This is a genomic window from Streptomyces sp. NPDC059455 (assembly GCF_042750115.1).
Classification (GTDB): Bacteria; Actinomycetota; Actinomycetes; order Streptomycetales; family Streptomycetaceae; genus Streptomyces; species Streptomyces endocoffeicus.
In genome coordinates this window covers 1-13459 of record NZ_JBHYVB010000261.1, presented here as the reverse complement: position 1 = coordinate 13459, position 13459 = coordinate 1, and the positions used below count along the sequence as shown (strand labels likewise).

Here is a 13459-nt window from a genome sequence, read left to right as displayed (position 1 = left end):
CCCCTGGACCCCGGGGTCCAGGGGCGGAGCCCCATATCGACGCGCCCCTAGCGGCGGGGCTTGGCGGGCACCGTGGAGTCGAAGGCGTGCAGTGCGCCGTTGACGGGCCGGATGTCGGTCACGTTCAGACCGGCCTCGGTCATCCGCGCCACCATGCTCTCCTCGGTGTGCTTCCGGCCGCCCACATTGAGCAGCAGGAACAGGTCCATCGCCGTGGTGAAGGAGCTGAGGCTGTTGTCGACGAGGTTCTCGATGACGACCACCCTGGCGCCGGGGCGCGCCGCCGCGACCACGTTGGCGAGCGTCCGGCGGGTGCTCTCGTCGTTCCATTCGAGGATGTTCTTGATGATGTAGAGGTCGGCCTCGACGGGGACCCCGCGGCGGCAGTCGCCGGGCACGAGCGTGGCCCGCGAGGCCAGCGCCCCGCCGTCCCGCAGCCGCGGGTCGGCGTGCGCCACCACCTGCGGCAGGTCCAGCAGCGCGCCGTGCAGCGCCGGATGTTTCTCCAGCAGGCTGGCCAGCACATGCCCCTGGCCGCCGCCGATGTCCACCACTTCCTTGACCCCGTCGAGGTCGAGGAAGGCGGCGACGTCGGTGGCGGACTGCCGGCTGGAGGTGGTCATCGCGGCGTCGAACACCCGGGCCGACTCGGGCGCGTCCTCATGGAGATAGGCGAAGAAGTCCTTGCCGTAGATCTCGTTGACGACACAGCCGCCGGTGCGCACCGCCCGGTCCAGCAGCGGCCACGCCTCCCAGGTCCATGGCTCGGTGCACCACAGGGCGATGTTGCGCAGGCTGCCCGGGGTGTCCTCGCGCAGCAGCCGGGACATCTCGGTGTGCCGGAAGCGGCCGTCCTCGGTCTCGGCGAAGATCTGACAGCAGGCCAGGGAGCGCAGCAGCCGGCGCAGCGGATCGGGCTCGACGTCCACGGCGGAGGCCAGCTCGCCGATGGAGGCGGGCCGGTCGCCCAGCGCGTCGGCGACGCGCAGCCGGACCGCGGCGCGCACCGAGGCCGCCCGTGCGGCGCCGAAGACGATTTCGCGCAGCCGCATGGGCGGCGGGAGCGCGGCCGGTGGGGGCTGTGCCGCGGCGGCTCTGTCGGTGTCCACAGTGGTCATGTCGCCGCCTCTCAGCACCGGCCCGTGGGCGCGGACAGCTCACACACGTTGTCGGTGAAGGTGTTGTCGGGGCCCTTGTCCCGGTCGGCGAGGTCGGCGGGCTTGTTGCCGCTCATCACGTTCCGGCTGATGGCGTTCTTGGCGTTGGGGGCGCCGACGCTGCTGGTGTAGAGGACGATCCCGCCGGACATGGGCGAGGTGCCCACGTTGTCGTTCACCTGGTTGCCCGTCACCCGGGTGCCCTCGGTGCCGGTGAGCACGATGCCGGCGCCCTGGATGAACGGGAGCCGGTCGGTGGCCTCGCAGTAGGCGTTGTTCTCGTAGACGGAGTTGTTGCGAACGTTCAGGTCCCCGGCGCGCGGGGTCGACTCGTCGCCGACGATGAACACCCCGGCGCAGTTGGCGGTGATGGTGTTCCCCTCGACCGAGAGGTTGCGCAGCCGGCGGACCACGGCCCCGGTCCGGTTGCCGCTGAGCTGGTTTCCGGCCACCACGGTGCCCAGGGCGTCGGTGGCGCCGCCCTCGGCGTCCATGGTGTTGGCCAGGAAGACGCCGGACTGCTTGTTGTTCCGGGAGACGTTGTCGACGAAGGTGCCGCGGGTGGACATCTCCTGGCCCATGCCCTGCTGGCCGTTGTCCTCGGTGGTGGTGTTCCGTACGGTCATCCGGTCGGTGCCGGAGCCCCAGATGCCGTTCTTCGCGAAGCCGGTGACCTTCAGTGAGGCGATCCGCACATCCGAGACGGGGTCTTCGGCCGTCCCGGTGACGCAGATGCCGTGGCCGGCCTCGCCACAGGCGTTGGCGGACGGCTTCTCGGCCGGGGAGAGCACGGTGGACTCGCCCGCGCCGACCAGGGTCAGCCGGTCGGTGGTGATCTGGATGTTCTCCCGGTAGGTGCCGGGCTTGATCTCGATGGTGTCGCCGGGCGCGGCGGCGTCCACGGCGGCCTGGATGGACTGGCCGGGCTGGACCACATGACGGGTCGCGGCCTGGTCGACGGGGGCGGCGTGGGCTCCGGGGAGCTGGGCGAGTTCGATGACGAGGACGGCCGTGAGGCCGGCGAGGTGGCGAAGTTTGGGTGTGCGCATGAAAAGGAAGTTAGGTGCGCTCCGCACCACTCGCCACTTATGCGCTACCCGTCACTTATGCCCTGGATTAACCCACTTGGCCGCCTTGTGGCCCGAGCCGCCTTGTGGCCCGGCCGGAGGTCGGCCCACGGATCCGTCGGCCGGAGCGCGAGCCGGCCGGACCCCGCGCGCTCGCCCACGACCGCGACGCGGCCTATTCGAGCACGCGGGATGCCCCGATCGGCAGATCCCACAGCTCCTCGCGCGGCCGCCCGGTGGCCTCCCAGGCCGCGCGGATCCGGCGCAGCGGCTCCAGCGGCGGCTCGGCCGCGAGCAGGAAGGTGGACCAGTGCATGGGCGCCAGCGCCCGCGCCCCCAGGTCCAGATGCGCCTGTACGGCCTCCTCCGGATCGGTGTGCACCCCGGTCAGCATCCAGCGCGGCTCGTACGCGCCGATGGGCAGCAGCGCGACATCGATGCCCGGGTAGCGGCGGCCGATCTGCCGGAACCAGTGGCCGTAGCCGGTGTCCCCGGCGAAGTACACCCGCTGTCCGTCAGGCGCGGTGATGACCCATCCGCCCCACAGCGAGCGGCAGGTGTCGGTGAGGGTGCGCTTGCTCCAGTGGTGGGCCGGGACGAAGTCGAAGCGGACCGGGCCGTCCTCGCCGGGCAGTTCGGCCGCCTCCCACCAGTCCAGCTCGGTCACCCGGGTGAATCCGCGCACCCGGAACCAGCGGGCGAGTCCGGCGGGCACGAAGACCGGCGTCGCCTTCGGCAGCCCTTTGACCGTGGGCGCGTCCAGATGGTCGTAGTGGTTGTGGCTGATGACGACCGCGTCCACGGGCGGCAGGTCCTCCCAGCGGACCCCCACCGGAGTGACCCGGGCCGGGGTGCCGAGGATCTTGCGGGACCAGACCGGGTCGGTGAGCACGGTGAGCCCGCCGATCCGCACCACCCAACTGGCGTGCCCGGCCCAGGTGAGCGCGGTCCGGCCGGGGCCGGTGAGCGGCAGCGGGCCCGGTTCGAAGGGCAGCTCGGGGATCTCGCGGAGCGTCTCCACGGGCGGTCTGAGCCACCCCTCCCGGGCCAGCCGGGCCAGCGCCCGCACCCCCGGCAGCGGGGAGGTGAGCCGGTCGGCGAACGACGGCGGCCAGCCGCGGATCTCACCCGGCGGACGCGGGGCGCCCGGCGCGGGGGCGGTCGGCGCGGGGTCGGTCGGCTCCAGGCCACCCGGCTGGGGGCCGCCCGGCTCAGGGGCGGCCGGGGTCAGCCGGGGCCGGGCGGTACCGGGCCGGGCGCGGCGCCGCCCGACCGGTTCCGCGGGCTCCGTCGGCTCCGCCGGTTCCGCCTGCTCGGCGTGGTCCGTCATGGCCTGGCTCCCTTCCGTATCTGGGCCGTGTCCGGGCCGGCCCTTCGGTGCCGGCGCGCCATGGAGGTCCGTGGCTGGGGTCCGGGGCGGCTCAGGTCACCGGACTGCTTTCGATCAGGTCGCGGAACGCCGCCTCGAAGGCGCCCAATGCCGTGGCCACATGGGGCAGTTCCAGCGGATCCGGCGTCTGGAGCGCCCGTAGCCGCGACTCCTCCGCCGCGCCGAGCAGCGGCAGGGTCGCCAGCCGGAGCCGCAGGGTGTGCGGGGGGTCGCCGAAGCGGTGGCCCCCGGCCACGCTCCGGCCGATCCGCCGCACCAGCTCGCGCTCCAGCTCCACCGAGTCGGTGATGCCACGGGCGGCGAGCACCCCGCGCAGCTCGTCGAGGTCGGCGTAGAGGTGCCGGCCGGCCTGCGGTGGGCGGGCCAGCGCCCCGACGGCGGTCAGCGCGCGGTAGGCGGCCGCGGCCACGGCCCCGTGCGCCCGGACGGCGGCGGCCAGCCGGTCCCGTACCGGCTCGGGCTCGTCGAGGGCGTACGCGGCGGCCGCCGCGATGGGCGCGGGCAGCCCGGACCGTACGGCGGTGAGCAGCGACAGCACCCGGCCGCGCAGCTCCGCCCCGCGCTCGGTCGCGGGGAACCGGGCGATCGCGGCGGGCCAGCCCGCCGGGGTGAAGGCGCCCGCCAGATCGGAGAGCACGATCACGTTCTCGGGGGACATCTCGGCCGGGCTGAGCAGCACCGTGCCCCGCGGATGGTGGACGGTGTCCCGCCAGGTCTCGTCGCTGACGATCAGCAGCCCCTCGGCCACGGCCGCCTCGCACACCTCGTGCAGCAGCTCGGGCGGGGCCACGGTGCCGGTGGGGTCGTCGGCCGCCGACAGCAGCAGGACCCGGGGCACCCCGCCCTCGGCGCGGATCCTGCGCACGATCTCCAGCAGCGCGAACGGATCGGGCAGCCCACCGCATTCGGCCGGGACGGGCGCGTGGTGGGCGCGCCGGTCCACCAGCCGCACCAGCGGCGCGTACCAGGCGGCGCAGGGGCGGGGCAGCAGCACATCGCCGCCGGGGGCCGAGGCGAGCAGCGCCAGCAGCAGCGGCTCGGCGCCGGGGGCGATCACGACATGCTCAGGGTCGGTCCACAGCCCGCGCCGCGACCAGTAGCCGCAGGCCGCCGAGCGCAGCCCGGCCGAGCCGCCGACCGGGCCCGGCGCGGTGTGGCCGGCCGCCGAGACGAAGCTGTCGAGCAGCTCCGGGAGGACCGGCAGTCCGCCGTCGTCCCGGTCCGCCGGTGCCGGAGCGGTCCACTGCCGCTGCATTCCGTCCACACCTCCGCCCGTGTCCGGCGGGGTCACCGCCCACGTATGTCCACCTTCGCAGATCTCCGGCGCCGTTTCGCGGAAGGGGCCCGGGGGACCCGGGCGCCATGACAGCGACGCCGGAACAACACGATGTGGTGGCCCTGCTCACCGCGGACCACCGCACGGTGCGCGACCTCTTCGAGGGGTACCGCGCCGCCACCGACCCGGAGCGGCGGCGGCAGCTGGTCGACCGGATGACGGTGGCGGTGGTGCGGCACTCCGTGACCGAGGAGGTCCATCTGTACCCCACGGTCCGCAAGGCGCTGCCGAACGGCGACCGGATCGCCGACGAGGAGATCGAGGAGCTGACCGAGGCCGAGCGGATCCTGTCCGACCTGGACGCCGTGGACCCCCGGGACCGGCGGTTCGACCCGCTGGTCCGGGAGCTGATGGACGTGGTGTCCATGCATATCCGCGGCGAGGAGGACCTGGTCTTCCCCGAGCTGCGGGAGCGGCTCACCCCCGAGGAGCGGATGGCGCTGGGCCTGCGGGTCGGCGAGGCGGCGGCCGCGGTGCAAGGGGTGCCCCCGGTCAGCCCGGAAGGTCCCGGTCCGGGCCGGACGCTGGCCGATCGGGTCCGGGAGCGGCTGACCGGCCGAACTCGATGAGGTTCCGCTCCAGACCGCGGCCGCGGGTGCGCACCACGGTCTCGGCGAGCTCCGCCAGCTTGCGGTTGGTCCGCTGGGAGAGCCGGCGCAGCAGGTCGAACGCCTGGTCCGGGTCGCAGCCCAGGACGTACATGACGATTCCGCACGCCTGGTCCACCACCGGCCGGCTGCGCAGCGCCGTGTCCAGCTGGTCGACCTGGACCAGGGCGGCCCGGTAGAGCCGGTCGCGGGCCATGCTCTCGGTGGCCAGGTCGCCGAGCAGCCCGGTGGCACCCTGGGCGGCCCTCCTCAGGGGCCCCGGGCGCAGCCCGTAGACCGAGACGGTCACGGTGAGTCCGTCGCAGGCGAAGGGCAGGGTGGCGGAGGACCGGATGCCCGCGTCCAGCGCCCGCGCGCGGTAGCGCGGCCAGCGGTCGTCGTGGAGCAGATCGTCGGCGCCCGCCGGGCGGCCGCTGTTCAGCGCCGCGAGGATCGGGCCCTCCCCCACCCGCAGCTGGACCGACACCAGCGCGGACAGGTCGGGGTGGGTGGCCGCCGTGGTCCGGTCGGCGTCCACGCCGCCGGGGGGCTCCTCGGCGAGTACGGCGGTGGCGGTGGCCCCGCAGCTCTCGGGCGTGCCCGCGGCGGCCTGTTCCGCCAGTTCGGCCAGACCGCGCCCGAGGGAGGGTGCGTCGGGCTGGAAGGCCGCGCGGATGTGCGTACGGTCGGTCATCGCCGAGTTCACTCCTTTCGCTCCGGTGCGATGTGCTGTCCGGCCCCGTCCTTCCGGGGCCCCGATTTTTTCGGGTCTCCACGTCCTTGAGTGGAAAACACCACCCGTGCGGCCCTGTGAGTGCGGTCAGGCTACGGTGTGCCCATGCCAGAGGCGCAGGAGTTTGGTGCGGAGCTCACGGACTTCCGCAGACGGGTGGAAGAGTTGCGGACCGCGCGGGCACTGCCCTCCCAGGAGCGGCCTTCCCTGCTGGACGCCGCTCTCTTCGAACTCCAGCATGTGGTGGACGTGCTGTGGCCACGGTACGAGGAACTGACGGCCGCCTCGCCCCGCAGCCCCGGCGGCGGCCGGGGCGACCCGCAGGAACAGCAGCTGCTGCGGGCGCTGTTCCAGCGGCTGCCGATCGCCACGGTGCTGCTGGACCGCGACGCCGTGGTGCGGCGCATGAACTTCACCGCCACCCAGTTGTTCCACACCCGGGCCGGATACGCCACCGGTCGCCCGCTCACCGCCGCGCTGCGGCGCGACGGGCAGGCGGCGCTGCGCTCGCAGGTCGCCGCGGTCGCGCGCGGCGAGGGCGACCGCAGCCTGACGGTGTGGCTGTCGCAGCCGCCCATCCACGGTGAGGTGCGGGTGACCCTGGCCGCGCTGCGGCCACCGGGCGAGCCCCATCCGGCGGTGCTGGCGGCGTTCCAGCCCGGGATGGCCGGCCCGTCGGCGGACGAGGGGGCGGCCGGGGCGTGGGCCCAGGAGTCCCGGCCGGATCTGGGCGAGGTGTCCCGCCATGCCGAGCTGCTGGACCTGGTGGACGACATGACGGCGGCGCTGCTGAGGGTGGACCCGGCCGGGGACGGCCCGGAGGCGGCGCTGACCGCGGCCGCGGAGGTGCTGCACGGCCGGTTCGCGGACTGGGTGATCGCCGACCTGGCCCCGGAGGCCGGTCCCGGCAGCCCGCGCCGGGTGGCGGCCCTCGGCCCGCGGGACGCGGTGGGCGACCGTACGGCGTCCCTGGCCGAGCAGGATCCGGCCGACTGCCCCCTGGTGATGGTCGCGCTGCACGACGGCGCCTCCACGCTGCGGGTGAGCCCGGTCGACGCCGACGCCTTCGGCCGGGACACGACGGGCGCTCCGGTGCTGGTGCGGGAGGAGGTCACCTCGCTGCTGTGCATACCCCTGCGCGCGGGCGCGGGCGCGGGCCCGGTCCTGGGGGCACTCACGCTGTTCCGTACGGGCAGGCGGGGTGCCTTCGAGATGGCGGAGGCGGGCGTGGCGGACCGGATCTCCCGCCATGTCGCCCTGGCCATGGCGCGCACGGCCGAGCGCGCCCCGGCCCCCGGGGCGTGAGCCGGCCGCGGCCCCCGCTCAGGCCGCACCGGAGCCCACCTGCCCGCCCAGCCGAGCGCAGACGTCGCTGAGCGGGCGGGACACCCGCGTCTGGGAGCCGCCGGGCCGGTCGGCGATCCGGAGCACAGAGGGCGCGTGCCCGTCCCGGACCGGATCAAACGAGGTTTCCTTCCCCTGGCCCCGGTTACTCGTCGCATCCGCCGGTATCCGCGCTCGAGGAGGGCCCATGACCGAGTACGGCTACTTCCTGGCCGCCGAAGAACACGGGCCCGCGGACCTGGTCGAGCAGGCCCGGATGGCGGAGCAGGCCGGTTTCAGCCATTTGTGGATCTCGGACCACTACCACCCCTGGAACGACGCCCAGGGCCAGAGCTCGTTCGTCTGGTCGGTGATCGGCGCCCTCGCACAGGCCACCAGCCTGCCCGTGCAGACCGCGGTGACCTGCCCCACCTTCCGTATCCACCCCGCCATCGTGGCCCAGGCCGCCGCGACCAGCGCGGTGCTGCTGGAGGGCCGCTTCCGGCTGGGTGTGGGCAGCGGCGAGGCGCTGAACGAGCATGTGCTGGGCGACCGCTGGCCGCCCGCGCCGATCCGGCTGGAGATGCTGGAGGAGGCCGTGATGGTGATGCGCCAGCTGTTCGAGGGGCGCCGCGTCATCCATCACGGCAAGCACTACACGGTGGAGAACGCGCGGCTGTACACCGTGCCCGAGGAGCCGGTGCCCATCGACATCGCGGCCTTCGGATCGGCCGCCGCCGCGCTGGCCGGACGGGTCGGTGACGGCTTCATCACCATGACCCCGGACGCGGAGCTGGTGGCGCGGTTCCGGCGCGGCAGCGGCGCCGGGGGCAACAGCAAACCGGCCCGCGGCGGCCTGAAGGTGGCTTACGGCCCGGACCCCGACGAGGCGCTGCGCACCGCCCACCGGCTGTGGCCGACCGAGGGGCTGCCCGGCGAGGTGCTGTCGACGCTGACCACCCCGGGCCAGTTCGAGCAGGCCGCCCGGCTCGTCACCCCCGAGCGAATGGCCGAGGAAGTGGTCTGCGGGGATGACGCGGAGGCGCACGTGGCCGCGCTGAACGCGTACGCGGAGGCCGGGTTCGACACCGTCTACGTCAATCAGATCGGCCCCGACCAGCGCGGATTCTTCGACTTCTACCGCACCAAGGTGCTGCCGCAGGTCGTGGGTTGACAGCGATCGCCGACCGGTTGACAGCGATCGCCGGGAAGAGCGATCGCCGAGAGGAGCGATGACCCACCATGACCATGAAAGTGGCCGACTACATCCTCGCCCGACTGTCGGAGTGGGGTGTCGAGCATGTGTTCGGCTACCCGGGGGACGGAATCAACGGCCTGCTCGCCGCATGGGGGCGGGCCGAGAACGAGCCCCGGTTCATCCAGGCCCGGCACGAGGAGATGGCCGCGTTCCAGGCCGTCGGCTACGCCAAGTTCAGCGGCCGTCTCGGCGTCTGCGCGGCGACCTCAGGACCCGGCGCGATCCACCTGCTGAACGGGCTGTACGACGCCAAGATGGACCACGTCCCGGTGGTGGCCCTGGTCGGCCAGACCCATCGCAGCGCGATGGGCGGCTCGTACCAGCAGGAGGTGGATCTGCACAGCCTCTTCAAGGACGTGGCCTCCGACTTCCTGGAGACGGTCACCGTCCCCGAGCAGCTGCCCAACGTCCTGGACCGGGCCATCCGCACCGCCTACGCCCGCCGCGCCCCCACCGCCGTGATCATCCCGGCGGATGTGCAGGACCTCGACTACTCCGCGCCCACCCATGAGTTCAAGATGGTGCCCTCCAGCCTGGACCGCAGCGGCTGGTCCGCGGTGCCCTCCGGCAGCGCGGTGGAGCGGGCCGCGGAGGTGCTGAACGCGGGCGAGCGGGTGGCGATCCTCGTCGGCCAGGGCGCGGCCGGGGCGCGCAAGGAGGTCCAGCGGGCGGCCGAGACCCTCGGCGCCGGGGTCGCCAAGGCGCTGCTCGGCCTGGATGTGCTCAGCGATGAACTCCCCTATGTCACCGGGTCCACCGGGCTGCTGGGCACCCGGCCCTCGTACGAGCTGATGCGGGACTGCGACACCCTGCTGACCATCGGCTCCAGCTTTCCGTACAGCCAGTTCCTGCCGGAGTTCGGCAAGGCCCGCGGGGTCCAGATCGATCTCGATCCGCACATGATCGGGATGCGCTATCCGTACGAGGTCAATCTGGTCGGTGACGCGCGCGAGACCCTGCTGCGGCTGCTGCCGCTGCTGGAGCGCAAGGAGGCGCGGGACTGGCAGGAGGAGATCGTCGCGGGCGTACGGCGCTGGCGCGAGGTGATGGGCTCCCGCGCGGAGGTGTCCGCCGACCCGATCAACCCCGAGTACGTGGCCCACTGCCTGGACCCGCTGCTGCCCTCGGACGCCATCGTCACCTGCGACTCCGGCTCCGTCGCCAACTGGTACGCCCGCCACGTGCGGATGCGCGGCGAGATGCGCGGCTCGCTGTCGGGCACGCTGGCCACGATGGGCTGCGGGGTGCCGTACGCGATCGGCGCCAAGTTCGCCCACCCGGACCGGTTGGCGGTGGCGCTGGTCGGGGACGGCGCGATGCAGATGAACGGCCTGGCCGAGCTGATCACCGTGGCCAAGTACCGCCGGCTGTGGGACGACCCCCGGCTGGTGATCGCCATCTGGAACAACCAGGACCTCAACCAGGTCACCTGGGAGATGCGGGCGATGGGCGGGGCACCGCAGTTCCCGCCCTCGCAGGCGATCCCCGACGTCTCCTACGCGCGGTTCGCCGAATCGCTCGGCATGACCGGCATCCGGGTGGAGAAACCCGAGCAGGTCGAGCGGGCGTGGCGCGAGGCGCTGAGCGCGGACGGCCCGGCCGTCGTGGAGTTCCTCACCGACCCGGACGTCCCCCCGATCCCGCCGCACGCCACCCGCGAGCAGATGGCGGCCACGGCCGAGTCGATCATCAAGGGCGACCCGGACCGGGCGGGCATGGTCCGCCAGGGCCTTAAGGCGAAGGCGCGGGAGTTCCTGCCGCACCGGAAGAAGACGTCGGACGACGCCTGACGCACCTGATGTTCCCGTTTCGACCCCGTCCGCGCTGGCTACCCGCCGCACCGGACGGGTGCGATACCCGGCCCGGAAGAGACCAGAAGGAAGAGACCGGAAGGACGTGAGCAGCAATGAAGGTCGCCTTTCTCGTCGCCCCGGAAGGCGTGGAACAGGTCGAGCTGACCGACCCCTGGCAGGCGGTCCGGGACGCCGGGGGCACCCCGCGTCTGGTGTCCACCAAGCCCGGCCGTATCCAGGCGTTCGACCATCTCGACAAGGCGGACACCTTTGAGGTCGACCAGGTCGTGAAGGACGCGACGGTCGAGGAGTACGACGCCCTGGTGCTGCCCGGCGGGGTGGCCAACCCCGACTTCCTGCGCCTGGACCGCAAGGCCGTCGCCTTCGCCAAGGGCTTCTTCGACGCGGGCAAGCCGGTGGCCGCGATCTGCCACGCCCCCTGGACGCTGGTGGAGGCCGATGTCGTACGCGGCCGCACCCTGACCTCCTGGCCGAGTCTGCGCACCGACATCACCAACGCCGGCGGGACCTGGGTGGACGAGCAGGTCAAGGTCTGCACCGGCGGCCCCAACGCCCTGATCACCAGCCGTAAGCCGGATGATCTCAAGGCGTTCCGCGAGGCGTTCCTGGAGGAGTTCGCGAAGACGACGAAGGGATCGGCACGATGACGGAGGACCGCAAGGAGCGGCAGCGCGACATGTACCGCGCGCCCGACCCCGCCGAAGGGCCGCTGACCACCGACCAGGGCGTGGCCGTCGACCACACCGATGACTCCCTCACCGTGGGCGAGCGCGGCCCGACCCTGATGGAGGACTTCCACTTCCGCGAGAAGCTGACCCATTTCGACCATGAGCGCATCCCGGAGCGGGTGGTGCACGCGCGGGGCGCGGGCGCCTACGGCTACTTCGAGCCGTACGAGTCCTGCGCGGAGTTCACCCGCGCCGCCTTCCTCCAGGATCCGTCCGTGCGCACCCCGGTCTTCGTGCGGTTCTCCACCGTGCAGGGCCCCCGGGGCTCGGCGGACACGGTGCGGGACGTACGGGGCTTCGCGACGAAGTTCTACACCTCGGAGGGCAACTACGACCTGGTCGGCAACAACATGCCGGTCTTCTTCATCCAGGACGGGATCAAGTTCCCCGACTTCGTGCACGCGCTCAAACCGGAGCCGCAGAACGACATCCCGACCGGCGCCTCCGCCCATGACACCCTGTGGGACTTCGTCTCGCTCCAGCCCGAGACCATGCACATGATGATGTGGCTGATGTCGGACCGGGCGATTCCGCGCAGCTACCGGATGATGCAGGGCTTCGGGGTGCACACCTTCCGCTTCGTGGACGCCCAGGGCCACGGCACCTTTGTGAAGTTCCACTGGAAGCCGAAGCTGGGCGTCCACTCGCTGGTGTGGGACGAGGCGCAGGAGTGCGCGGGCCGCGACCCGGACTTCAACCGGCGCGATCTGTGGGAGGCGATCGAGGCGGGTCAGTACCCCGAGTACGAGCTGGGGGTGCAGCTGATCCCGGAGGAGGACGAGTTCAACTTCGAGGTCGATCTGCTCGACGCCACGAAGATCATTCCGGAGGAGCAGGTGCCGGTGCGGCCGATCGGCCACATGGTCCTGAACCGCAACCCGGACAACTTCTTCGCGGAGACCGAGCAGGTGGCCTTCCACACCGCCAACGTGGTCCCCGGCATCGACTTCACCAATGACCCGCTGCTGCAGGCCCGCAACTTCTCGTATCTGGACACCCAGCTGATCCGGCTGGGCGGGCCCAACTTCTCGCAGCTCCCGGTCAACCAGCCGGTCACCCCCGCCCGGACCAACCAGCGGGACGGCTACCACCAGACCGCGATCCACCGCGGCACCAACTACTCCCCCAACTCCCTCGGCGGCGGCTGCCCGGCCCTCGCCGGAGCGGACGGCTACGCCTTCTCCCACTACGCGGAGCGGGTCGAGGGCCACAAGATCCGCAAGCGGAGCGAGTCCTTCAAGGACTTCTACAGCCAGGCCGCGCTGTTCTGGAACAGCATGAGCGACTGGGAGAGGCGCCATATCGTCGACGCCTTCCGCTTCGAGCTGGGCAAGGTCGGCGCGGTGCATGTGCGGGAACGCACGGTCGAGCAACTGGCCCAAGTCGACTACGACCTGGCCTCGCAGGTGGCCCAGGGCATCGGCGTGGCACTGCCGGAACCCGGCGCCAACAACCACAAACCCCAGGCCTCGCCCGCGCTGAGCATCGAGAACCTCCAGGGCGACGGCTCGATCCGCACCCGCCAGATCGCGGTACTGGTCATGGACGGCGTGGACACCGGCCAGCTCACCCAGGCCCAGGAGGCCCTCACCGCCCAGGGCGCCATCGTCGAGGCCCTCGCCCCGCACGACGGCAAGGTCCTCGGCGCCGACGGCAACGGCTACGCGGTGGACCGCGCCCTCCCCACGGTCGCCTCCGTCCTCTACGACGCCGTCCTCCTCCCCGGCGGCCCCACCGGCACCCCCGGCCTGGCCTCCGACAACGAGGCCATGCGCTTCGTCCGCGACACCTACCGCCACGGCAAACCCATCGGCGCCCTCGGCTCCGGCGTCGGCATCCTCTCCTCCCTCGCCCCAGAAGGCCTCCACATCGCCTCCGGCCACGGCCACGTCTGCACCGACCGCGGCGTCGTCACGGACACCACGACGGGCACGGCAAGCGAGGAATTCACCCAAGCCTTCACCGAAGCCATATCCGCCCACCGCCACTGGGACCGGCCGAGGGTCCGCTGCTGAATTCCGCGGGGCGCGGTGGGCCGATACGCGGGTGGGGGTGTGGGCGGAGGC

11 protein-coding genes are annotated in these 13459 nt (G+C 72.6%); 6 read left to right on the top strand and 5 right to left on the bottom strand.

All coding sequences use genetic code 11. From position 1 onward, the window contains the following. Positions 1 to 47 precede the first annotated feature (47 nt). The 4 genes from ACFXB5_RS47935 to ACFXB5_RS47920 form a co-directional block, all read right to left on the bottom strand. Positions 48 to 1118 (bottom strand): methyltransferase, encoded by a 1071-nt coding sequence (locus tag ACFXB5_RS47935; RefSeq protein ID WP_385220875.1) that lies wholly within the window; start codon positions 1116 to 1118, stop codon positions 48 to 50. An 11-nt stretch (positions 1119 to 1129) separates the two neighbouring features. Then, positions 1130 to 2206: a nitrous oxide reductase family maturation protein NosD gene (locus ACFXB5_RS47930; RefSeq protein ID WP_385220872.1), complete on the bottom strand. Its 1077-nt coding sequence runs from the start codon at positions 2204 to 2206 to the stop codon at positions 1130 to 1132. A gap of 193 nt (positions 2207 to 2399) precedes the next feature. Then, entirely contained in the window at positions 2400 to 3554 is a 1155-nt protein-coding gene (locus ACFXB5_RS47925) for an MBL fold metallo-hydrolase (protein ID WP_385220869.1), read from the bottom strand. Positions 3555 to 3645: 91 nt separating this feature from the next. Next, a complete protein-coding gene (locus ACFXB5_RS47920; RefSeq protein ID WP_385220878.1) occupies positions 3646 to 4869 on the bottom strand; it encodes an aminotransferase class I/II-fold pyridoxal phosphate-dependent enzyme in 1224 nt (407 codons plus the stop codon). 107 nt (positions 4870 to 4976) lie between these two features. On the opposite strand from ACFXB5_RS47920, the gene ACFXB5_RS47915 reads away from it, so the two are divergent. Then, the gene (locus ACFXB5_RS47915; RefSeq protein ID WP_385220866.1) at positions 4977 to 5519 is read left to right on the top strand and encodes a hemerythrin domain-containing protein; all 543 of its coding nucleotides are present in this window, start codon (positions 4977 to 4979) and stop codon (positions 5517 to 5519) included. On the opposite strand, the gene ACFXB5_RS47910 is transcribed toward ACFXB5_RS47915, so the two are convergent. After that, on the bottom strand, positions 5443 to 6231 hold the full coding sequence (locus ACFXB5_RS47910) for an ANTAR domain-containing response regulator (RefSeq protein ID WP_385220863.1): 789 nt from the start codon (positions 6229 to 6231) through the stop codon (positions 5443 to 5445). The two genes, ACFXB5_RS47915 and ACFXB5_RS47910, sit on opposite strands and share 77 nt — an antisense overlap. Before the next feature lie 144 nt (positions 6232 to 6375). On the opposite strand from ACFXB5_RS47910, the gene ACFXB5_RS47905 reads away from it, so the two are divergent. The 5 genes from ACFXB5_RS47905 to ACFXB5_RS47885 all read left to right on the top strand — a co-directional run bounded on the left by ACFXB5_RS47905 (position 6376) and on the right by ACFXB5_RS47885 (position 13408). Continuing rightward, entirely contained in the window at positions 6376 to 7575 is a 1200-nt protein-coding gene (locus tag ACFXB5_RS47905) for a PAS domain-containing protein (protein ID WP_385220860.1), read from the top strand. Positions 7576 to 7801: 226 nt separating this feature from the next. Further along, a complete protein-coding gene (locus tag ACFXB5_RS47900; RefSeq protein ID WP_385220857.1) occupies positions 7802 to 8767 on the top strand; it encodes a TIGR03557 family F420-dependent LLM class oxidoreductase in 966 nt (321 codons plus the stop codon). 68 nt (positions 8768 to 8835) lie between these two features. Beyond that, complete coding sequence (locus ACFXB5_RS47895; RefSeq protein ID WP_385220855.1) at positions 8836 to 10641, top strand: thiamine pyrophosphate-requiring protein; 1806 nt, start codon at positions 8836 to 8838, stop codon at positions 10639 to 10641. 116 nt (positions 10642 to 10757) lie between these two features. Then, a complete protein-coding gene (locus ACFXB5_RS47890) occupies positions 10758 to 11312 on the top strand; it encodes a type 1 glutamine amidotransferase domain-containing protein (RefSeq protein ID WP_385220852.1) in 555 nt (184 codons plus the stop codon). Then, complete coding sequence (locus tag ACFXB5_RS47885; RefSeq protein WP_385220850.1) at positions 11309 to 13408, top strand: catalase; 2100 nt, start codon at positions 11309 to 11311, stop codon at positions 13406 to 13408. Before ACFXB5_RS47890 ends, ACFXB5_RS47885 begins: the two co-directional genes overlap by 4 nt. The last annotated feature ends 51 nt before the right edge of the window (positions 13409 to 13459 follow it).

Excerpts from the sequence above, each read along its gene's own strand:
- ACFXB5_RS47935 (WP_385220875.1), bottom strand. The coding sequence starts at position 1,118 with ATGACCACTGTGGACACCGACAGAGCCGCCGCGGCACAGCCCCCACCG.
- ACFXB5_RS47930 (WP_385220872.1), bottom strand. The coding sequence starts at position 2,206 with ATGCGCACACCCAAACTTCGCCACCTCGCCGGCCTCACGGCCGTCCTC.
- ACFXB5_RS47925 (WP_385220869.1), bottom strand. The coding sequence starts at position 3,554 with ATGACGGACCACGCCGAGCAGGCGGAACCGGCGGAGCCGACGGAGCCC.
- ACFXB5_RS47920 (WP_385220878.1), bottom strand. The coding sequence starts at position 4,869 with ATGCAGCGGCAGTGGACCGCTCCGGCACCGGCGGACCGGGACGACGGC.
- ACFXB5_RS47915 (WP_385220866.1), top strand. The coding sequence starts at position 4,977 with ATGACAGCGACGCCGGAACAACACGATGTGGTGGCCCTGCTCACCGCG.
- ACFXB5_RS47910 (WP_385220863.1), bottom strand. The coding sequence starts at position 6,231 with ATGACCGACCGTACGCACATCCGCGCGGCCTTCCAGCCCGACGCACCC.
- ACFXB5_RS47905 (WP_385220860.1), top strand. The coding sequence starts at position 6,376 with ATGCCAGAGGCGCAGGAGTTTGGTGCGGAGCTCACGGACTTCCGCAGA.
- ACFXB5_RS47900 (WP_385220857.1), top strand. The coding sequence starts at position 7,802 with ATGACCGAGTACGGCTACTTCCTGGCCGCCGAAGAACACGGGCCCGCG.
- ACFXB5_RS47895 (WP_385220855.1), top strand. The coding sequence starts at position 8,836 with ATGACCATGAAAGTGGCCGACTACATCCTCGCCCGACTGTCGGAGTGG.
- ACFXB5_RS47890 (WP_385220852.1), top strand. The coding sequence starts at position 10,758 with ATGAAGGTCGCCTTTCTCGTCGCCCCGGAAGGCGTGGAACAGGTCGAG.
- ACFXB5_RS47885 (WP_385220850.1), top strand. The coding sequence starts at position 11,309 with ATGACGGAGGACCGCAAGGAGCGGCAGCGCGACATGTACCGCGCGCCC.